Annotated in this window: 14 protein-coding genes, 1 tRNA gene and 1 pseudogene; 8 read left to right on the top strand and 8 right to left on the bottom strand. The window is 75.7% G+C overall.

The window, feature by feature from the left end:
* Positions 1 to 385: 385 nt before the first annotated feature.
* Positions 386 to 1,015 carry a response regulator transcription factor gene (locus ACI8AK_RS02115; RefSeq protein ID WP_387990301.1) on the bottom strand — a complete coding sequence of 210 codons (630 nt, stop codon included), beginning with the start codon at positions 1,013 to 1,015 and terminating at the stop codon, positions 386 to 388.
* Positions 1,012 to 2,139 carry a sensor histidine kinase gene (locus ACI8AK_RS02110; RefSeq protein WP_387990304.1) on the bottom strand — a complete coding sequence of 376 codons (1,128 nt, stop codon included), beginning with the start codon at positions 2,137 to 2,139 and terminating at the stop codon, positions 1,012 to 1,014. The genes ACI8AK_RS02115 and ACI8AK_RS02110 overlap by 4 nt, the downstream gene beginning before the upstream one ends.
* A gap of 86 nt (positions 2,140 to 2,225) precedes the next feature.
* Between ACI8AK_RS02110 and ACI8AK_RS02105 the strand changes: the two genes are divergently transcribed.
* The 4 genes from ACI8AK_RS02105 to ACI8AK_RS02090 are packed head-to-tail and all read left to right on the top strand — an operon-like array spanning position 2,226 to position 4,609.
* Positions 2,226 to 2,561: a DUF2568 domain-containing protein gene (locus ACI8AK_RS02105; RefSeq protein ID WP_456954948.1), complete on the top strand. Its 336-nt coding sequence runs from the start codon at positions 2,226 to 2,228 to the stop codon at positions 2,559 to 2,561.
* A gap of 26 nt (positions 2,562 to 2,587) precedes the next feature.
* On the top strand, positions 2,588 to 3,277 hold the full coding sequence (locus tag ACI8AK_RS02100) for a hypothetical protein (protein WP_456954947.1): 690 nt from the start codon (positions 2,588 to 2,590) through the stop codon (positions 3,275 to 3,277).
* Between the two features lie 28 nt (positions 3,278 to 3,305).
* Positions 3,306 to 3,629: an antibiotic biosynthesis monooxygenase family protein gene (locus ACI8AK_RS02095; protein ID WP_456954946.1), complete on the top strand. Its 324-nt coding sequence runs from the start codon at positions 3,306 to 3,308 to the stop codon at positions 3,627 to 3,629.
* Positions 3,626 to 4,609 (top strand): alpha/beta fold hydrolase, encoded by a 984-nt coding sequence (locus ACI8AK_RS02090; RefSeq protein WP_456954945.1) that lies wholly within the window; start codon positions 3,626 to 3,628, stop codon positions 4,607 to 4,609. The genes ACI8AK_RS02095 and ACI8AK_RS02090 overlap by 4 nt, the downstream gene beginning before the upstream one ends.
* Positions 4,610 to 5,360: 751 nt before the next feature.
* On the opposite strand, the pseudogene ACI8AK_RS02085 reads toward ACI8AK_RS02090, so the two are convergent.
* The 5 genes and pseudogenes from ACI8AK_RS02085 to ACI8AK_RS02065 form a co-directional block, all read right to left on the bottom strand.
* A pseudogene (locus ACI8AK_RS02085) lies at positions 5,361 to 5,705 on the bottom strand (TIGR03086 family metal-binding protein); the annotation flags it as partial.
* A complete protein-coding gene (locus ACI8AK_RS02080; protein WP_387990316.1) occupies positions 5,648 to 5,929 on the bottom strand; it encodes a response regulator transcription factor in 282 nt (93 codons plus the stop codon). The gene ACI8AK_RS02080 and the pseudogene ACI8AK_RS02085, both read right to left, overlap by 58 nt.
* Positions 5,930 to 6,068: 139 nt before the next feature.
* Positions 6,069 to 6,145, bottom strand: a tRNA-Met gene (locus ACI8AK_RS02075).
* 71 nt (positions 6,146 to 6,216) lie between these two features.
* Positions 6,217 to 9,186 carry a UPF0182 family membrane protein gene (locus ACI8AK_RS02070; RefSeq protein WP_456954954.1) on the bottom strand — a complete coding sequence of 990 codons (2,970 nt, stop codon included), beginning with the start codon at positions 9,184 to 9,186 and terminating at the stop codon, positions 6,217 to 6,219.
* A gap of 233 nt (positions 9,187 to 9,419) precedes the next feature.
* Positions 9,420 to 10,445 carry a YlbL family protein gene (locus ACI8AK_RS02065; RefSeq protein ID WP_456950852.1) on the bottom strand — a complete coding sequence of 342 codons (1,026 nt, stop codon included), beginning with the start codon at positions 10,443 to 10,445 and terminating at the stop codon, positions 9,420 to 9,422.
* A gap of 103 nt (positions 10,446 to 10,548) precedes the next feature.
* On the opposite strand from ACI8AK_RS02065, the gene ACI8AK_RS02060 reads away from it, so the two are divergent.
* On the top strand, positions 10,549 to 11,952 hold the full coding sequence (locus tag ACI8AK_RS02060; protein WP_456954944.1) for a zinc-dependent metalloprotease: 1,404 nt from the start codon (positions 10,549 to 10,551) through the stop codon (positions 11,950 to 11,952).
* Between the two features lie 112 nt (positions 11,953 to 12,064).
* Here ACI8AK_RS02060 and ACI8AK_RS02055 read toward each other — a convergent pair whose 3' ends face one another.
* Positions 12,065 to 12,646: a M48 metallopeptidase family protein gene (locus tag ACI8AK_RS02055; protein WP_456950854.1), complete on the bottom strand. Its 582-nt coding sequence runs from the start codon at positions 12,644 to 12,646 to the stop codon at positions 12,065 to 12,067.
* Between the two features lie 367 nt (positions 12,647 to 13,013).
* On the opposite strand from ACI8AK_RS02055, the gene ACI8AK_RS02050 reads away from it, so the two are divergent.
* From ACI8AK_RS02050 to ACI8AK_RS02040, 3 genes are all read left to right on the top strand, one after another.
* Complete coding sequence (locus ACI8AK_RS02050) at positions 13,014 to 13,166, top strand: DUF5679 domain-containing protein (RefSeq protein ID WP_012950213.1); 153 nt, start codon at positions 13,014 to 13,016, stop codon at positions 13,164 to 13,166.
* 109 nt (positions 13,167 to 13,275) lie between these two features.
* Positions 13,276 to 14,322: a ThiF family adenylyltransferase gene (locus ACI8AK_RS02045; protein ID WP_456950855.1), complete on the top strand. Its 1,047-nt coding sequence runs from the start codon at positions 13,276 to 13,278 to the stop codon at positions 14,320 to 14,322.
* Positions 14,323 to 14,376: 54 nt separating this feature from the next.
* Positions 14,377 to 15,699 (top strand): ABC1 kinase family protein, encoded by a 1,323-nt coding sequence (locus ACI8AK_RS02040; protein ID WP_387990333.1) that lies wholly within the window; start codon positions 14,377 to 14,379, stop codon positions 15,697 to 15,699.
* The last annotated feature ends 17 nt before the right edge of the window (positions 15,700 to 15,716 follow it).

Below are 15,716 nucleotides of genomic sequence, written 5' to 3'. Positions count from 1 at the left end.
AGCCCGGCCGCGCCCGATCCCCCCCACCCCGCCCCCAAGCGCGGCCACCCGCACCCAGCCCCCCCCGCGCCCGGGGGGGGGGCCCCCCCCCCCCCCCCCCCCCGGGGGGGGGGGGGGCCCCCGGTGCCGTTCGGAGTAGCGGGGGGACCGGCCGGACCACCGCTCTCGCTGTAGCGCCTCGGCCGTTCCCGGAGGTCACCAGCACCTGCCCACGCAGCTGCACACCCCCGGCGTGGTCCGGCTCCCGACCTGCCGTCCTGGAACGCCGGGACGCGGCGGTGACCACGACACCGCTGGCGGACAGTGCGATCTCGCCGGTGCGGCGGCACGTCCACCTGCCTCGCCGCCCCGTCGCGTCGTGTGGCGGTGCGGCTGCGGCCCCCGGCTACGGCTGGGCGACTCCGTGCCGGTAGGCCCATCGGACTGCCTGGGCGCGGTCGCGCGCACCGGTCTTGGCGAAGACCCGGTTGATGTGCGTCTTGACCGTCGCCTCGGAGACCACCAGCCGCGCTGCGATCTCCGTGTTGGAGAGCCCGCCGGCGATGAGCGCCAGCACCTCGGTCTCCCGGTCGGTGAGCGGGCCGCCGGGACGGCGCTCGCCGGCGAGGCCCTGCAGCAACCGGGCCTGCACCTGCGGGTCCAGCAGCGCCTGCCCGGCATCGGCAGCGGCGACGGCGCGGGCGATCTCGGCCATCCCGGCGTCCTTCGTCAGGTAGCCGCGGGCGCCGGCGCGGAGGGCGGCGAGAACGGAGTCGTCGTCGGCGTGCGTGGTGAGCACCACGACCTCGACGTCGGGGTGGTCCCGGCGGATCCGGCGGGTGGCCTCGACCCCGTCCATCACCGGCATCCGCAGGTCCATCAGGACGACGTCGGGCTGCTGTTCGGCGACCTGGTCGAGCGCCTGCGCGCCGTGCTCGGCGACGCCGACGAGCTCGAGGTCCTCGACCAGCTCGAGCAGCGCCGTCAGCCCCTCGCGCACCAGGCGCTGGTCGTCGACGACCAGGACGCGGATCACGCCGGGACCTCGAGGTGGACGTGGAACCCGCCGTCGACCGGCCCGGCGTGCAGCCGCCCGCCGAGCAGGGCCGCGCGCTCGGCCAGGCCGGACAGGCCGTGCCCGCCGCCGGTCCCGTGCAGCGCGGCCCGCTCGCGGCCGCCGCCGTCGTGGACCTCGACCACCACGCCGTCGGGCCGCCAGTCCAGCCGGACGCGCACCGGCGCGCCGGCCGCGTGCTTGCGGGCGTTGGTCAGCGCCTCCTGCACGGTGCGGTAGACGGCGAGGGACGCCTCGGGAGCCAGCGGCACCGGTTCGCCGCGGACGTCGAGCGCGCACGGCGTCCCGGTGGCCGCCTGGTGCTGCGCGAGCAGCTCCGCCAGCGCGTCGGGTCCGGGCACGACGCCCCCTCGCAGCGTGGACACCGCCCGCCGGGCCTCGACCAGCCCGCCGCGCGCCAGCTGGTGCGCGCGGGCCAGGCCGCCGGCCAGCGGGTCGGCCGCGCGCTCGGCCCGGACGGCGAGGGCCTCCAGCTGCAGGACCAGCGCGGACAGCGTGTGCGCGAGGACGTCGTGCATCTCCCGCGAGATGCGGGTGCGCTCGGCCAGCGCTGCGGAGGCCTTCTCCGCCTCCCGGCTGCGCTCGAGCTGCACGACCAGCTGATCGGCCCGCGCGCGCTGCTCCTGCTCGCTGCGCAGCAGCAGGCCGAACAGGAAGAACAGCGCCGCACCGCCGGTCACCACGGTGATGAAGACCCCGGCGTTCGGCGCCTCCAACGCCAGCACGACGTCGAAGAGGACCACGCTGACCGCGGCGACCGTCGCGGCCGTTCGGCGCGGCAGCCGCAGCGGCGCGTAGGCCACGCCCAGGTAGAGCCCGATGCCGCCGGTGCCGGTCGGGTCGCCGTGCCGGGCGGCGGCCGAGGCCACGGCCATCACCAGCAGCAGCACCACGGTGGTCCGGACCGGCGCGTCGAACCAGAGCAGGAAGACCAGGGCCGCCGCGGCGTAGACCGCCACCGACAACGTGACGACCAGCGCGTCGCCGGAGGTCCCGAGCCCGACGCTGCTGCCGGCGTTGGCGACCACCACCAGCGCGACGACGGCGAGCCCCACCGGGAGGACCCACCGCCGCTGCCCGTGCACGGGCGACAGTCTCCACCCACGGGTGGACGCCGGAGACCAACCCGCGCGCCGACGATCCGACGGCCCGACGGCGGCACCGTTTCCGCATGCTCACCGCAGCGCAGGACCTCAACCTCGCCGTCCGCTTCGGACTGGAGCTGGGACTGCTGGCCCTCGTCGCCGTCGCCGCCTGGCGAGGCGCCCGGTCGCCCGCCGCCCGGCTGGCCGCCGTCGTGCTGGTCCCCGGTGCCGTGGCGGTCGGCTGGGTGCTGCTCGTGCACGGCGGGTCCGTGCCGCAGCCGGTACGGGTGGCCGCCCAGCTGGGCGCCCTCGCCCTCGGCCTCACCGCCCTGCGGCGGCTCGGTGCCCGCCTGCCCGCCACCGCTGCGGTGGCCGCGCTCGCCGTCGGCAACGCCGCGCTGCTCGCCGTCTGGAACCAGTGACCATCCCGTCCCGGAGGAGATCCGCCGTGTCCACCACCGTCCCCGTCCCCGTCCCCGTCGCCGTGCGCTCGCCCAACGCCCCCGCGGTCGCCGCTGCCGCCTACGTGCTGTCCTGGATCGCCGGGCTGCTGCTGGCGCCGGCTGCGCCGGAGCGCGACGCGCCACCTGCGGAGATCGCCGGCTTCTACGCCGATTCCGGACCGGCCGTCGTGTCGTCCGCGCTGCTCGTGCACGGCACCGCCGGCCTCGCCCTCGCCGGACTCACGATCGGGCTCGCCCGGGTCACCGGCGTCCGCGGCGGACTGCGCCGGGCCGTGGTCGGCATCGGCATCACCGCCGCAGCGCTGTCCCTCCTGCAGTTCGCCCTCGCCGTCACCGCGGTCGTCGGCGAGCACGCCGCCACGACCAGCCGCACGCTGCTGCTCGCCATCGACTTCGTCGACGTGCTCAAGATCGCCCTGCTCGCCGCCTTCGCCGCGGTCGCGACCACCGCCGCCGCTCGAGCCGGCGCCGCGGCCCGCTGGCTGCAGGTCACCGCGGCCGTCCTGGTTCTGCTGCTGCTGGTGGGCAGCGCGGCGCTGGTCGGCGTCGACGCCCTGGTGCCGGTGCTCGAGATCTCCCTGCTGCTCCTGCTCGCCTGGGCGGCCGCGGTCGGCTACCTCGTCGCCCGCTCCGCCCGCTCGCAGACCCGGCCCCAACCGGCCCCCGGCGCCTGACCTGACCGCGGCACACGAGGAGGACCCCATGAGCCCCGGGACCCTGATCAACTGCTTCGAGGTCACCCCCGAGCGAGACGAGCGCTTCCTGCAGCCGTGGCGGCAGGCCGACGACCTGCTCCGCAGCACGGGCGGCTACCGCACCACCCGCCTGCACGAGGCGCTCGGACCGCAGGCCCGCTCCCGCCACGTCCACGTGGCCGAACTCGCCTCGGTCGAGACCTGGCGGTCCGCCGTCGCCGGCCCCGAGTTCGCCGCGCTCGCCGCCCGGATGACCGACCTCTCCCCCACTCCCGGCTTCCACACGGTGGAGATCGCCCGCAGCACCGCAGGTCCGGAGCAGGACCGGTGAGGACCGCGTCGGCCACGCTGCAGGGAGCGGTGGGGCCGGCCGCGCCCGCCGATCAGGGCACCCTCCCCGAGACAGTTCACCGCTGCGTCGACGTCGGCAGTCACATGGTGGCGGTCACCGTCCGCGGTACCCGTCCTACGCCGGCCTCGGCGGCCGCGGTCATCGTCACCGGGGCCGGTGACTGCCAGGCATCGTGGACACCGGCCGCCGACCTGCTGGCGAACCACACCCGCGTGATCACCTACGACCGGGCCGGCCTGGGCCGCGGCCGACCTGGCCCGGCTCCGACCGTGCAGGGCTACCTCGACGAGCTGCAGGCCGTGCTCGACGCCTGCCTGCCCGAGGGCCCCTACGTGCTGGTCGGGCACTCCCTCGGGGGCCTGATCGCACGCCTGCACGCGCAGCAGCACCCCGACCGGCTGGCCGGCCTCGTGCAGGTCGACGCCACCCCGGAGCAGATCGCGGACGACCGCGCGGTGCAGGTCGGCTTCGCCGTCTCCGGCGTGCTCGCCCACCTGCTGCGAGGCCTCGCGCCGTTCGGCGTGGTGCGGGCACTCCTGCGCCTGCGGGCGTTGCCCCTCTACCCGGAGCAACGCACGTTCGAGGCGCGGCTCAGCGCCGGCCAGCGCCGCGAGTGGGTCACCTCGGTCGCCCGCAGCTTCGGCCTCCGGGGTGCGGCCGGAGCGGAACTGCGCTCAGTCCTGTCCTGCGCCCGCGAGGCGCGGCGGCGCACCGCCGGTGTGGGACGGCCCCAGTTCGGCGACCTGCCGCTCGTGGTGCTGACCAGCCGCGCGTGGGGCGAGGAGTGGGTGGCGATGCACCGCGAACTGGCCACCCGATCCACGTGCAGCATCCACCGCGTCTTCGACGACCGCCGGCACAACATCCACATGGCCCATCCCGACGCAGTCGCCGAGGCAGTGACCTCCCTCCTCCGGCCCACGTCGCTCCGACCGAACGCTGGTCCCCCACCGCAGTGACCGCCTCGGCTGCGGCTACGCGGTTCCGGGCGTGCTGACCCGGCTCCAGCAACATGAGCGACGACCGCTCGGGCAGGCGGTGCTGGGCCGGGGCGGTGCCGCTCGTTCGGCGGAGACGCGTTGGCGGATCATGAACTGCTCGCGCTGGGACCGGGCCGCCGGATCGGCCTCTGACCTCGGCGACGACGTCCAGCACGGCGCCGGCGACCGTGTCGGGCGCGTCGGCGTGGGCGTCGCGCCCGGTGTCGGCCAGGAGGAGCCGGCCGTGGCCCGGGAGCGCCGCGAGTGCCCGTTGCGAGCCCTGCGTCAGGTCCTCGAGTCGGGCGGCCTCCATGCCGGCGAACTCGGCCGCTGCCGTGTGGAGGCTGCCGTGGCGCGCACCGAGCCGACGGGCCTGGGCGCGGTACGGCTGAGGCAGTCGGTCGACCGCTCCCAGCGGCACGGAGGGCAGCCGGGCCAGCAGTTGGGGAACGCCCCGACGGAGGCGGTGGCCAGCGCCGTCGACGTGCGGGAGGCGAGGGCGAGCGCGCGGGTGGACGCGGCCACCCGCGCGCGGACCGGTCCCCAGGTGATCGCCGGACCGCCAGCCCCGCCGATGAACACGACGGCGGGCGCGCCGGAGCCGCTGTCGACGCAGCTCACCGGCCCCGTCCGGGTCTGCAGCCGGCGACGACGGCTCCCGGTGGTGGACCCGGCCACGTGGCTCGCCTCCGCTTCCCTCCGGTGGTCGGGGCCGACGGCCACGGATCGCTCAGGCCGGCAGCGGCTCTGCGGCCGGGAGGCCACGGCCGAGGAAGCCCAGCAGCCGCAGGTGCACCGGGGCAGCAGCGGGTACGGGCACCGCAGGTCCGAACACCCCGGGCAACCGGAACGCATCGAACCCCATGCCCTCCATCAACGCGAGCAGCCACTCGGCCCGCGCCTGGTCGATCTGTTCGAGACGGTCGGTGGCGACGGCGAGGTCGAGTCCGTGGACGACGACCTCGGTCAGCTCGATGACCGCGCCCAGCGGCGCCGGCACCGGGCCGAGGGAGATCGTCAGCGTTCGCGCCACGGCGCCCGGGGCCCGCCAGGCGGCCAGGACGGCGTCGGCGGCGTCGCGGTAGGCGGCGGACGGGTGCCCGTGGAGCCAGTCGTCCGCTCCCCGGCGCCCTCCAGGACGGCCAGTGCATCGAGCGCCCGCCTGCCGTCGTCGGCCTCGCCGACCACCGTCATCCCCGGCTCGGTCGCCAGGTAGGCCGCCAGCCCGGTGCGGACCACCTTGTGGTCGTCGACCAGGAAGACCCGCGCCGGCCCTGCGTCGTCAGGCTGTGCTGCCACGGCCACGCATGCTGCCCGACGTCCGGCGGACGGGGGCGGGACCCCGCCCCTGTGTGGCGAGCATCCCCGGTGCGCCCGCGGTGAGGTGCATGCACATGCGACAGGGGCCCTCACAGTCATTGTGAGGGCCCCTGTCGTCTGGTAGCGGGGGCAGGATTCGAACCTGCGACCTCTGGGTTATGAGCCCAGCGAGCTACCGAGCTGCTCCACCCCGCGTCGGTGAGACCACCCTACACCCGGTCGCGGGGCGGGGGTGCACCGGGTCGGCACACCCCCGCCCGCGCGGCTCAGCCGGTCGGCGTGGCCGGCGCCGCGGCCGCGCCCTGGGCCGCCTCGTAGGCCTCGACCGCCCGCTGCAGGTCGGCCAGCGCCTGGCCCTGCGCGGCGAAGTCGCCGCTGCGCTGGGCCTCGGCCAGCCGCTGCAGCGCCGCGTCGAGGTCGGCGACCGCCTGGTCCAGCGCCGTGTCCGACCCGTCGGCCGGCGGCGTCGTCGGCTCGGCCGGCGTGGTCGGCTCCGCGGGCGTGGTCGGCTCGGCCGGCGTCGGCTCCTCGGTGTCCGGGGTGGTCCCGGCGTCGTCGGAGTCGGTCGCGGTGTCCCCCGCCCCGGCCCCGAAGACCTGGTCCAGCGCGTCGGAGAGGGTGTCGGCGTAGCCGACCCGTCCGCCGTAGTTGACCAGCACCTTGCGCAGCAGCGGGAACGAGTTCTGCCCGGTCCCCTCCACGTACAGCGGCTGCACGTAGAGCAGGCCGTTCTCCCCGATGGGCAGCGTCAGCAGGTTCCCGAACACCGCCTGCGAGTCCTCGCTGTTGAACAGCGTCAGGTCCCGGGCGACCTCGTCGTTGGTGTTGAACGACTGCTGCACCTGCTGGGGCCCGCGGAAGGGCGTGTTGCCGGGCAGCCGGAGCACCTGGATCGAGCCGTAGGTGTCCGGGTCGCTGGAGGCGGAGATGAACGCCGAGAGGTTCTGCCTGCGGAAGGCGTTCAGCGCGCTGGTCAGCTGGAACGTCGCGTCCGGCTCGCCCGGCCGCGCGGCGAGGATGTAGTACGGCGGCTGCGCCTCCTCGGTCTGCGTGTCCTGCGTCGGGTCGGCCGGCACCGCCCAGCGGTCGTTCTGGCTGTAGAAGTCGCCCGGGTCGCTCACGTGGTAGCGGGTGAGGACGTCCCGCTGCAGCTTGAACAGGTCCTCCGGGTAGCGGACGTGGCCGATGAGCTCGTCGCTCATCTCCGACCGCTCCTCGATCACGCCCGGGAACGCGGCCATGTAGGCCTTCAGCACCGGGTCGTCCTCGTCCCACTCGTAGAGCCGGACGGTGCCGTCGTAGGCGTCCACGGTGGCCTTGACCGAGTTGCGGATGTAGTTGAACTGCTCGTTCGGCAGCGCCGCGGTCCCCTGGCCGGTGAGCGCGTCCTGCGCCGCCTCGCCGAGCTCCATCCGCTCGGAGTACGGGTAGGCGTCCGACGTCGTGTAGCCGTCGAGGATCCACTGCACGCGGCCGTCGATCACCGCCGGGTAGGGGTCGCCGTCGACGGTGAGGAACGGCGCGGCCTTCTCCACCCGCTCGCGCGGATCGCGGACGTAGAGCACCTTCGAGGCGTCGTTGACCGCACCGGAGAGCAGGAAGTTGCGCTCGCGGTAGTAGATGGCGAACGTCAGCTGCCGGAAGAAGCTGCCGATCGCGACGCCGCCCTCGCCGTCGTAGGTGTTGTTGACCTCGCCCTCGGAGCCGTCCTCGGGCCGGTCGAACTCGCGGGCGTCGGCCCCCTCGGGCGCCCCGACGACGGAGTAGTCGTCGATCAGCTCGCCGTAGTAGATCCGGCCCTGCTCGACCTCGATGTCACCGGTGGTGGGCAGGTCGCGGCTGGTGAAGTTCGGCTCGCCGCCCTCCTGCCCGGTGACCACCTGGTTGGCCGGCGCGGCGACGAACCCGTTGCCGTGCGTGTAGACGGTGTGCCGGTTGATCCAGGTGTCCTGGTTCTCCGACAGGCTGCCGCTGTCGAGCTCGCGGACGGCGACGACGTAGTCGCGGGTCTCGCCGTCGATCGTGTACCGGTCGATGTCGAGCTTCTCGGGGAAGCCGTACACGTTGCGGATCTGCTGGCGCGCGGTGAACGTCCCGGCCAGCACGTTCGGGTCGAGCAGGCGGGCGTTCGGGATCGTCGCGTCGTCGTTGCGCAGCTCGGCCAGCGCGGCGTCGGTGTCGACGTCCTCCCCGGTGTTCTCCTGGGCGAAGTCCGTGTACTCGACCTCGGTGAGGTCGTAGGCCTCGCGGGTGGAGGCGATCGCCCGCTCGATGTAGTCGGCCTCGCGCTCGTTGGCGCTCGGGCGGACGACGAACTGCTGCACGATCGCCGGGTAGGCCACGCCGATCACCAGGCTGGACAGCAGCAGCAGGACCAGCGCGGCGGCCGGCAGCCGGAAGTTGCGGACGACCACGTTGGCGAAGAACGCGACGGCGCAGAACGCCGCCGCGAACACCAGGATCGTCTTGGCCGGCAGCAGCGCGTTGACGTCGGTGTAGCTCGCGCCGCTGAACAGCTCGCCGCGGTCGGAGTAGACCAGCCCGTAGCGGTCGAACCAGTAGGCGACCGCCTTGAGCGCCACGAACAGGCCGAGCAGCACCGACAGCTGCACCATCGCCGCGCCGGTGAGCTTCTGCCCCGGCGTCTGCAGCCGCAGGCCGCCGAACACGTAGTGGGTGAGCAGCGAACCGATCAGCGCCAGCAGCACGATGGCGAAGCCGAAGCTCAGCAGCAGCCGGTAGAAGGGGTACTCGAAGACGAAGAACGACAGGTCGAGGCCGAACTGCGGGTCGACGTCGCCGAACGGCGTCGAGTTGCGGAAGGTCAGCCAGGTCTCCCAGCTGCCCTGCGCGGTGAACCCGGCGAACAGGCCGACGACGACCGCGACCGCCGACAGCACCAGGGTGCGGCGGGGCTCGAGCGACTGCCGGTAGCGCTCCAGGTTCTGCTGCTCCAGCGACATCGGCCGGAACGCCGGGCGGAACCGGTAGGCCAGGTAGACCGCCAGCGCGGTGAGCCCGCCGGTGGCCACGCCGGCCACGGCGAACAGCAGGGCCCGGGTCTGGAGCTCGGTCCAGAAGACCTCGGTGTACCCGGTCTCGTCGAACCAGAGGTAGTCGACGTAGACGTTGGTCAACGTCCCGATGGCCGTGAACAGCACCAGCAGCACGGCGATGGACCCGATGACCACCTTCGCGCGCCGCGACAGCGTCGGCACGGACACGGGGGGCCGCATGGCCACGAGCGGTCTCCTTCAGTTGCAGGTGCGGCGGGCCCCGGGGGGCGCCGTCGCGGTGTGGCGACCGCGTGCGGTCGGACGTGTGGGGCGCCGGTCGGCACGGGCGCCGGGCTGGCGCACGAGCGGCCGGTGTCGCCCCTGACCAACGCTCGGCGCGGCACCGGGTTCCCCGGGGAGCCCGTGCTGGCCGACAGCATCCCCCACGCGGGCCGTCCCGGGACGGGTGGCGGTCAGCAGCCGGCGGGAGTGCGCCCCTCCCGCACGTCCTCGAGGGCGGTCAGGGCGTCGTCGAGGGTGGCCACCCGGGCCAGGGTGAGGCCGGTGGCCGGGGACCCGAGCGCGTCCGGGCAGTTGTCGGCCGGGACGAGGAACAGCTCGGCGCCGATCTCCTGGGCGGCGACCATCTTCAGCTGGATGCCGCCGATCGGGCCGACGGTCCCCTGGGCGTCGATCGTGCCGCTGCCGGCCACCACGGCGCCCTCGGTGAGGTCGGTGTCGCCGACCAGGTCGAGGATGCCGAGGGTGAGCATCAGGCCCGCCGACGGGCCGCCGACGTCGGCGACGTCGATGTCGACGTCGAACGGCGCCGAGGGCTGCTCGCCCACCACCACGCCGAGCACCGAGCCCTCGCGGTCGGAGGACCCGCCCGTGGTGACCGTGGCCGTGCCCGCCCGGCCGAGCCGGGTGTAGGCGACCTCCACGGTCGTGCCGGCCGGGATGGCGGCGAGGACGGCGGCCAGCGCGTCGGAGTCCGGCGTCGGCCGCCCGTCGACGGCCTCGATCGCGTCGCCCTCCTCGAGCAGCCCGTCCGACGGGGAGTCGTCGCCGGAGAGTCCCCGGACGACGACCTTCACCGGGTACCCGAGGTGGCCGAGCGCCGCGGCCTCGGCGGACTCCTCGGAGGTGAGGAAGGCCTGCCGGTTGGCCTGCTCGATCTCGTCCTCGGTCTGGTCCGGCGGGTACACCGACTCCTCGGGCACGACGCTGATCTCGTCGTCGAACCAGCCGCGGACAGCCTCGACCAGGCTCAGGCCCGCCCGGCCGACGCCGACGGTGGTGAGGTTGAGGTTGCCGGTGACGTCGTTGCGGTCGCGGCCGCGGACGGAGATGACCGGGTCGCCGTCGATGTCGCCGAGGGTGTTGAAGGTCGGGCCGGGCACCTGGGCGACGTAGGGCACCGGCAGGGCCGCGCCGAGGACGCCGGCGACCAGCAGCAGCACCACACCGACGGCGAGGACGGCGATCCGACGGGTCACGACCGGCCAGCGTAGAACCTCGGGCTGGCAGCGTCCGCCGAGAGCGGACGCCGGAGCCCGCGCTCGGGCTCCGGCGGGGTGATCACGCGTCTACCGTGGGGGCATGAGTGACGTGCCGTTCGGATTCGGGCTCCCCGACCGCGACCCCGAGCGCCGGGACCAGCCCGGTGCCGGCGACCCGTTCGGCTTCGGCGCCCTGTTCGGGTTCGGCGGACCGGGCGGTGCCGGGGGCGGCACCCCGGAGGAGCTGCTGGGCAAGATGCCGCTGTTCGCCGAGCTGCAGAAGCTCATGAACTGGTCGGGCGGGCCGGTCAACTGGGACCTCGCCCGGCAGGGCGCGATCAGCTCCCTGGCCACCGGCACCCAGCCGACGTCGGAGGCCGAGCGGGCCGCCGTCACCGAGGCGGTGCGCCTGGCCGACCTGTGGCTGGACCAGGTCACCGACCTGCCCTCGGGCGCCGACCGGGCGCTGGCGTGGTCCCGGGTGGAGTGGGTCGAGCAGACGCTGCCGGCCTGGGGCGCGCTCATCGACCCACTGGCCGAGAAGGTCGTGGCCGCCATGACCTCCGCGCTGCCGCAGGAGGCCATGGCCGTGGCCGGCCCGCTCGCCGGGATCATGGGGCGGATGGGCGGCCTGATGTTCGGCGCCCAGGTCGGGCAGGCCCTCGGCCGGCTCGCCGGCGAGGTGCTCACCGGCACCGAGGTCGGCCTGCCGCTGGCCCCGGCCGGCTCGGCGGTGCTCGTCCCGCAGAACGTCGCGGCGTTCGCCGAGGGCCTGGACCGCCCGGCCGACGAGGTCCGCCTGTTCCTCGCGCTGCGCGAGGCCGCGTCGCTGCGGCTGTTCGCCCACGTGCCGTGGCTGCGCCAGCAGCTGCACGACGCCGTCCACGCCTACGCCCGTGGCATCACCATCGACCGCGAGGCCATCGAGCGCGGGCTCAACGACGCGATGGGCTCGATGGGCGGCGGCTTCGACCCGTCCGACCCCGAGGCGCTGCAGGAGCTGCTGGGCAGCGGGCTGCTCGAGCCGGAGGAGACGCCGGAGCAGCAGATGGCGCTGCGCCGGCTGGAGACGCTGCTGGCTCTGGTCGAGGGCTGGGTCGACGCCGTCGTCGCGGCCGCGGCCGGCGAGCGGCTGCCCGGGCACGGGGCGCTGGCCGAGACGATGCGCCGCCGCCGCGCCTCGGGCGGCCCGGCCGAGCAGACCTTCGCCACGCTGGTCGGCCTGCAGCTGCGGCCGCGCCGGCTGCGCGACGCCGCCACCGTCTGGGGCGCCATGGCGCAGCAGCACGGCACCGGGGCCCGCGACCGGCTCTGGTCGCACCCGGACCTGCTGCCCACCTCCGACGACCTCGACGAGCCGCTGGACTTCGTCGCCCGCCAGGGCCTCGACGACGAGCTGCGCGCGCTGACCGACCCGGCCGAGGACACCGACGGCGGCAGCGGCGACAGCGGCGACGGCGGCGACAGCGGCGAGGGCCCGGACGGGGACTCCGCCACCCGCTGAGGACACCCCGCGAGGAGTGGGGGCCGGAGGCTCCCGCGATCGCGTGGCGGTCGGCCCCCCTCGCAGGTCGCCGCCGCGAGCCTGCCAGCGGCGGGGGGCGAGGGGTCCTCCGTCAGTCGACCAGGTCGCCGTGGTCCTCGCGGGCGCCGTCGGCCCGGGCCGACTCGACGCCCTCGAGGAAACCGCGGGCCCGCTCGGCCTGCGGGTAGCGGGCCACCAGCGCCCAGAAGCGCGCGTCGTGGGCGGCCTCGAGCAGGTGCGCCAGCTCGTGCACCAGCACGTAGTCGACGACGTACTCCGGCATCGACCGCAGCCGGCTCGACAGCCGGATGCTGCCGTCGGCGGGGGTGCACGAGCCCCAGCGGCGCTGCTGGTTGTCCACCCACCGCACGCTGGTCGGCTGCGGCACGCCGTCGAGGTGCGCGGCCGACAGCGCGCGGGCGCGGCTCATGAGCTCGTCGTCGCCGCCCAGGGAGCGGCGGCGGCGCTCCTCCCGGGTCTGCAGCTTGGCCACCATCTGGGCCACCCAGCGCCGCTCCTCGGCCGGCGTGAACGCCGCCGGGATGAGCACGATCGTCCGCCCCGACTCGCGGTAGGCGGTCACCGTCCGACGGCGGCGCGCGCTGCGGCGCACCTCGACCGGCCCGTCCGTGGACAGGGGGCCGCGCGAGGGGGCGGGGGTCGATCCGGGCACGGGAGGACGGTAGCCACCGGCCGCCGGCGACGCGCGGAGGGGCGCCACCCGCTCGGGTACGAGTCGCACGGACGGTGGACAGCCGGAGCCCGTCGGCGACGCGCCCCGTCCACAGCGGCGCCAGACGTGTCCGCGCAGGTGACGGGCGTGGAACGGGCCGGCGACGGGCGGGTGGGCACCGGCCCCTCCCCCGGCTGCACACAGCGACACGCCGCGGGGTCCCCACCGTCTCCACAGTGCTGTCCACAGGCTGTGGGCACCGCGGCGGGACGGGCTCCCCGGCCGGACGGGTCGGACGGGACCGCCCGGGTAGCGTTCGCGGAGGCGGCGCCCGGACGGGTGCCGAGCAGCTGGAAGAGGAGGCACCGTGGCGGAGAGCTACAACGGCTACTGCGTGAAGTGCAAGGAGAAGCGGGACTTCGACGGCGAGGTCAAGGTCAGCGAGTCCGGCCGCCGGATGGCCCAGGGCACCTGCCCGGTCTGCGGCACCAAGATGAACCGGATCCTCGGCAAGGCCTAGGCACTGCCTCCTGACGGCGGCGTCCCGCACCGCGGGCGCCGCCGTCGTCGTCCCCGGACCCTGTGGACGACGGCAGCGGGAGCCGGGCCGGTCCTGCCACCCTGCGCGGGTGTCCGACACCGCCCACCCCCTGCTGCCCCCGGGCACGCCGCTGCTGCGCCGCTCCCCCGACGCCGTCCAGGTCGGCGGGGTCGAGCGCGACGGCGTGCTGGTCGGCTCCGCCCCGGCCGCGGTGACCGCCCTGCTGCGCGGCCTCGACGGCCGGCGCCCCCAGCGGACCGTGCTGGCCGACGCCGCCGGCGACGGTCTCGACCCCCGCGCGGTCGCCGCCCTGCTCGACCACCTGCGCGCCACCGGCACGCTGGTCGACCTCGAGGCCGCGGACCTGCTGGCCTCCGACGCCGGCCCGGCCGCCGCGGCCCGCACCGCCGCGGAGCTGCCCGCCGCGCGGGACCCCGACGGCGCGGTGCGCTGGCACGCCCGGCGCGCCGCGACGGTCGTGGTCGAGGGCGCGACCCGGGTCGGCGTCCCCCTGGCGACGCTGCTGGCGGCCAGCGGCGTGGGCCGGGTCGACGTCCGCGACGACGGCGTCGCCACCGCGGCCGACGCGGTCGCCGGCGGGCTGACCGCGGCCGACGAGGGGCGGGCCCGCTCGCTCGCCGCCGCGGACGCCGTCCGCCGCGCCAGTCCGCTCACCGACCTGCGCCCGCTGCCGCCGGGCGCCGTCCCCGACCTCGTCGTCCTCGCCCGGCCGTGGGCGGCCTCCGACCCGCTGGTCGCCGGGTTGCGGGACGCCGGCGTCGCGCACCTGGTCGCCGCCGTCCGCGGCGAGACCGGCGTCGTCGGGCCGCTGGTGGTCCCCGGCGTCACCGGCTGCCTGCGGTGCGCCGACCTGCGCCGTCGCGACGCCGATCCGCACTGGCCGGTGCTCGCCGCCCAGCTCACCGCCGCCGACGTCCCCGGCGGGTCCACCCTCGCCTGCTGGGCGACCGCGCTGGCCGCGGCGCAGACGGCGCTGGCCTACCTCGAGGGCAGCGGCAGCCCGGCGGCGCTGGCCGGCACGGTCGAGCTGGCGCCCCCGGGGTTCGTGCCGCGGCTGCGCCGCTGGTCGCCGCACCCGTCCTGCGGGTGCGGCGACGTCCGCCCCTCCGGGTGACGCCCACCGCGGCTCCGTCAGCGGCCCGGGCTCCGCGTCGGGGACAATGGCACGGTGACCGACGACGCACGGGGGATCCCCAGGGGCTCGATCTCGCGCACCGCGCGGCTGGCCTCGCTCCCCCTGGGTGCGGCCGGCCGCGCCACGCTGGGGATCGGCAAGCGGCTGTCGGGGCAGTCGTCCGAGGCGGTCGCCGCGGAGCTGCAGCAGCGCACCGCCGAGCAGCTGTTCGCCGTCCTGGGCCAGCTCAAGGGCGGGGCGATGAAGCTCGGCCAGACGCTGTCGGTGTTCGAGGCCGCCGTCCCCGAGGAGGTGGCCGCCCCCTACCGCGAGGCGCTGGTCAAGCTCCAGGAGGCGGCACCGCCGATGCCGGTGCGCACCGTGCACGCGGTGCTCGCCCAGCAGCTCGGCGGCACGTGGCGCACCCGCTTCCGCGAGTTCGACGACCAGCCGGCCGCGGCCGCCAGCATCGGCCAGGTGCACCGCGCCACCTGGCGCGACGGCCGCGACGTCGCCGTGAAGATCCAGTACCCGGGTGCGGCCACCGCGCTGATGGCCGACCTCAACCAGCTGTCCCGCTTCGCCCGGCTGTTCGCCGCGCTGTTCCCCGGCATGGACGTCAAGCCGCTGATCGCCGAACTGCGCGCCCGGGTGATCGAGGAGCTCGACTACGGGCTCGAGGCCGACGCGCAGCGGCAGTTCGCCGCCGCCTACGCGGGCGACCCGGAGATCGTCGTCCCGCGGGTGGTGGCCAGCGCGCCGAAGGTGATCGTGTCGGAGTGGCTGGAGGGGCTGCCGCTGTCACGGGTCATCACCGAGGGCACCCGCGAGCAGCGCGACCGCGCCGGCCACCTCATGGCGGTGCTGCACTTCTCCGCCCCGCAACGGGCCGGACTGCTGCACGCCGACCCGCACCCGGGCAACTTCCGGCTCGTCGACGGCGGCCGCCTCGGGGTCATCGACTTCGGCGCCACCGCCCGGCTGCCCGACGGGCTGCCCGAGCCGATCGGCCGCCTGGTGCGCTGGGCGCTGGAGGGCCGCGCCGAGGAGGTGCTCACCGACCTGCGCGCCGAGGGGTTCGTGCGGCCGGGGATCGAGGTCGACGCCCAGGCCGTGCTGGACTACCTGCGGCCGATGCTCGAGCCGGTCGAGAGTCCGGGCTTCCGCTTCACCCGGGCCTGGATGCAGGAGCAGGCCGCCCGCCTCGCCGACCCCCGCAGCGAGGCGAACAAGCTGGGCCGCCAGCTCAACCTGCCGCCGGCCTACCTGCTCATCCACCGGGTGACGATCGGCTCGATCGGCGTGCTCTGCCAGCTCGACGCCGCCGCCGACTACCGCGGCGTCCTCGAGGAGTGGCTGCCCGGCTTCAAGGCCTGACCGGGGCCCGACGGTCC

Source organism: Geodermatophilus sp. SYSU D00867 (genome assembly GCF_054050315.1).
Note: the sequence above shows the minus strand (reverse complement) of the source record. Positions and strands in the feature narration are given on the sequence as shown.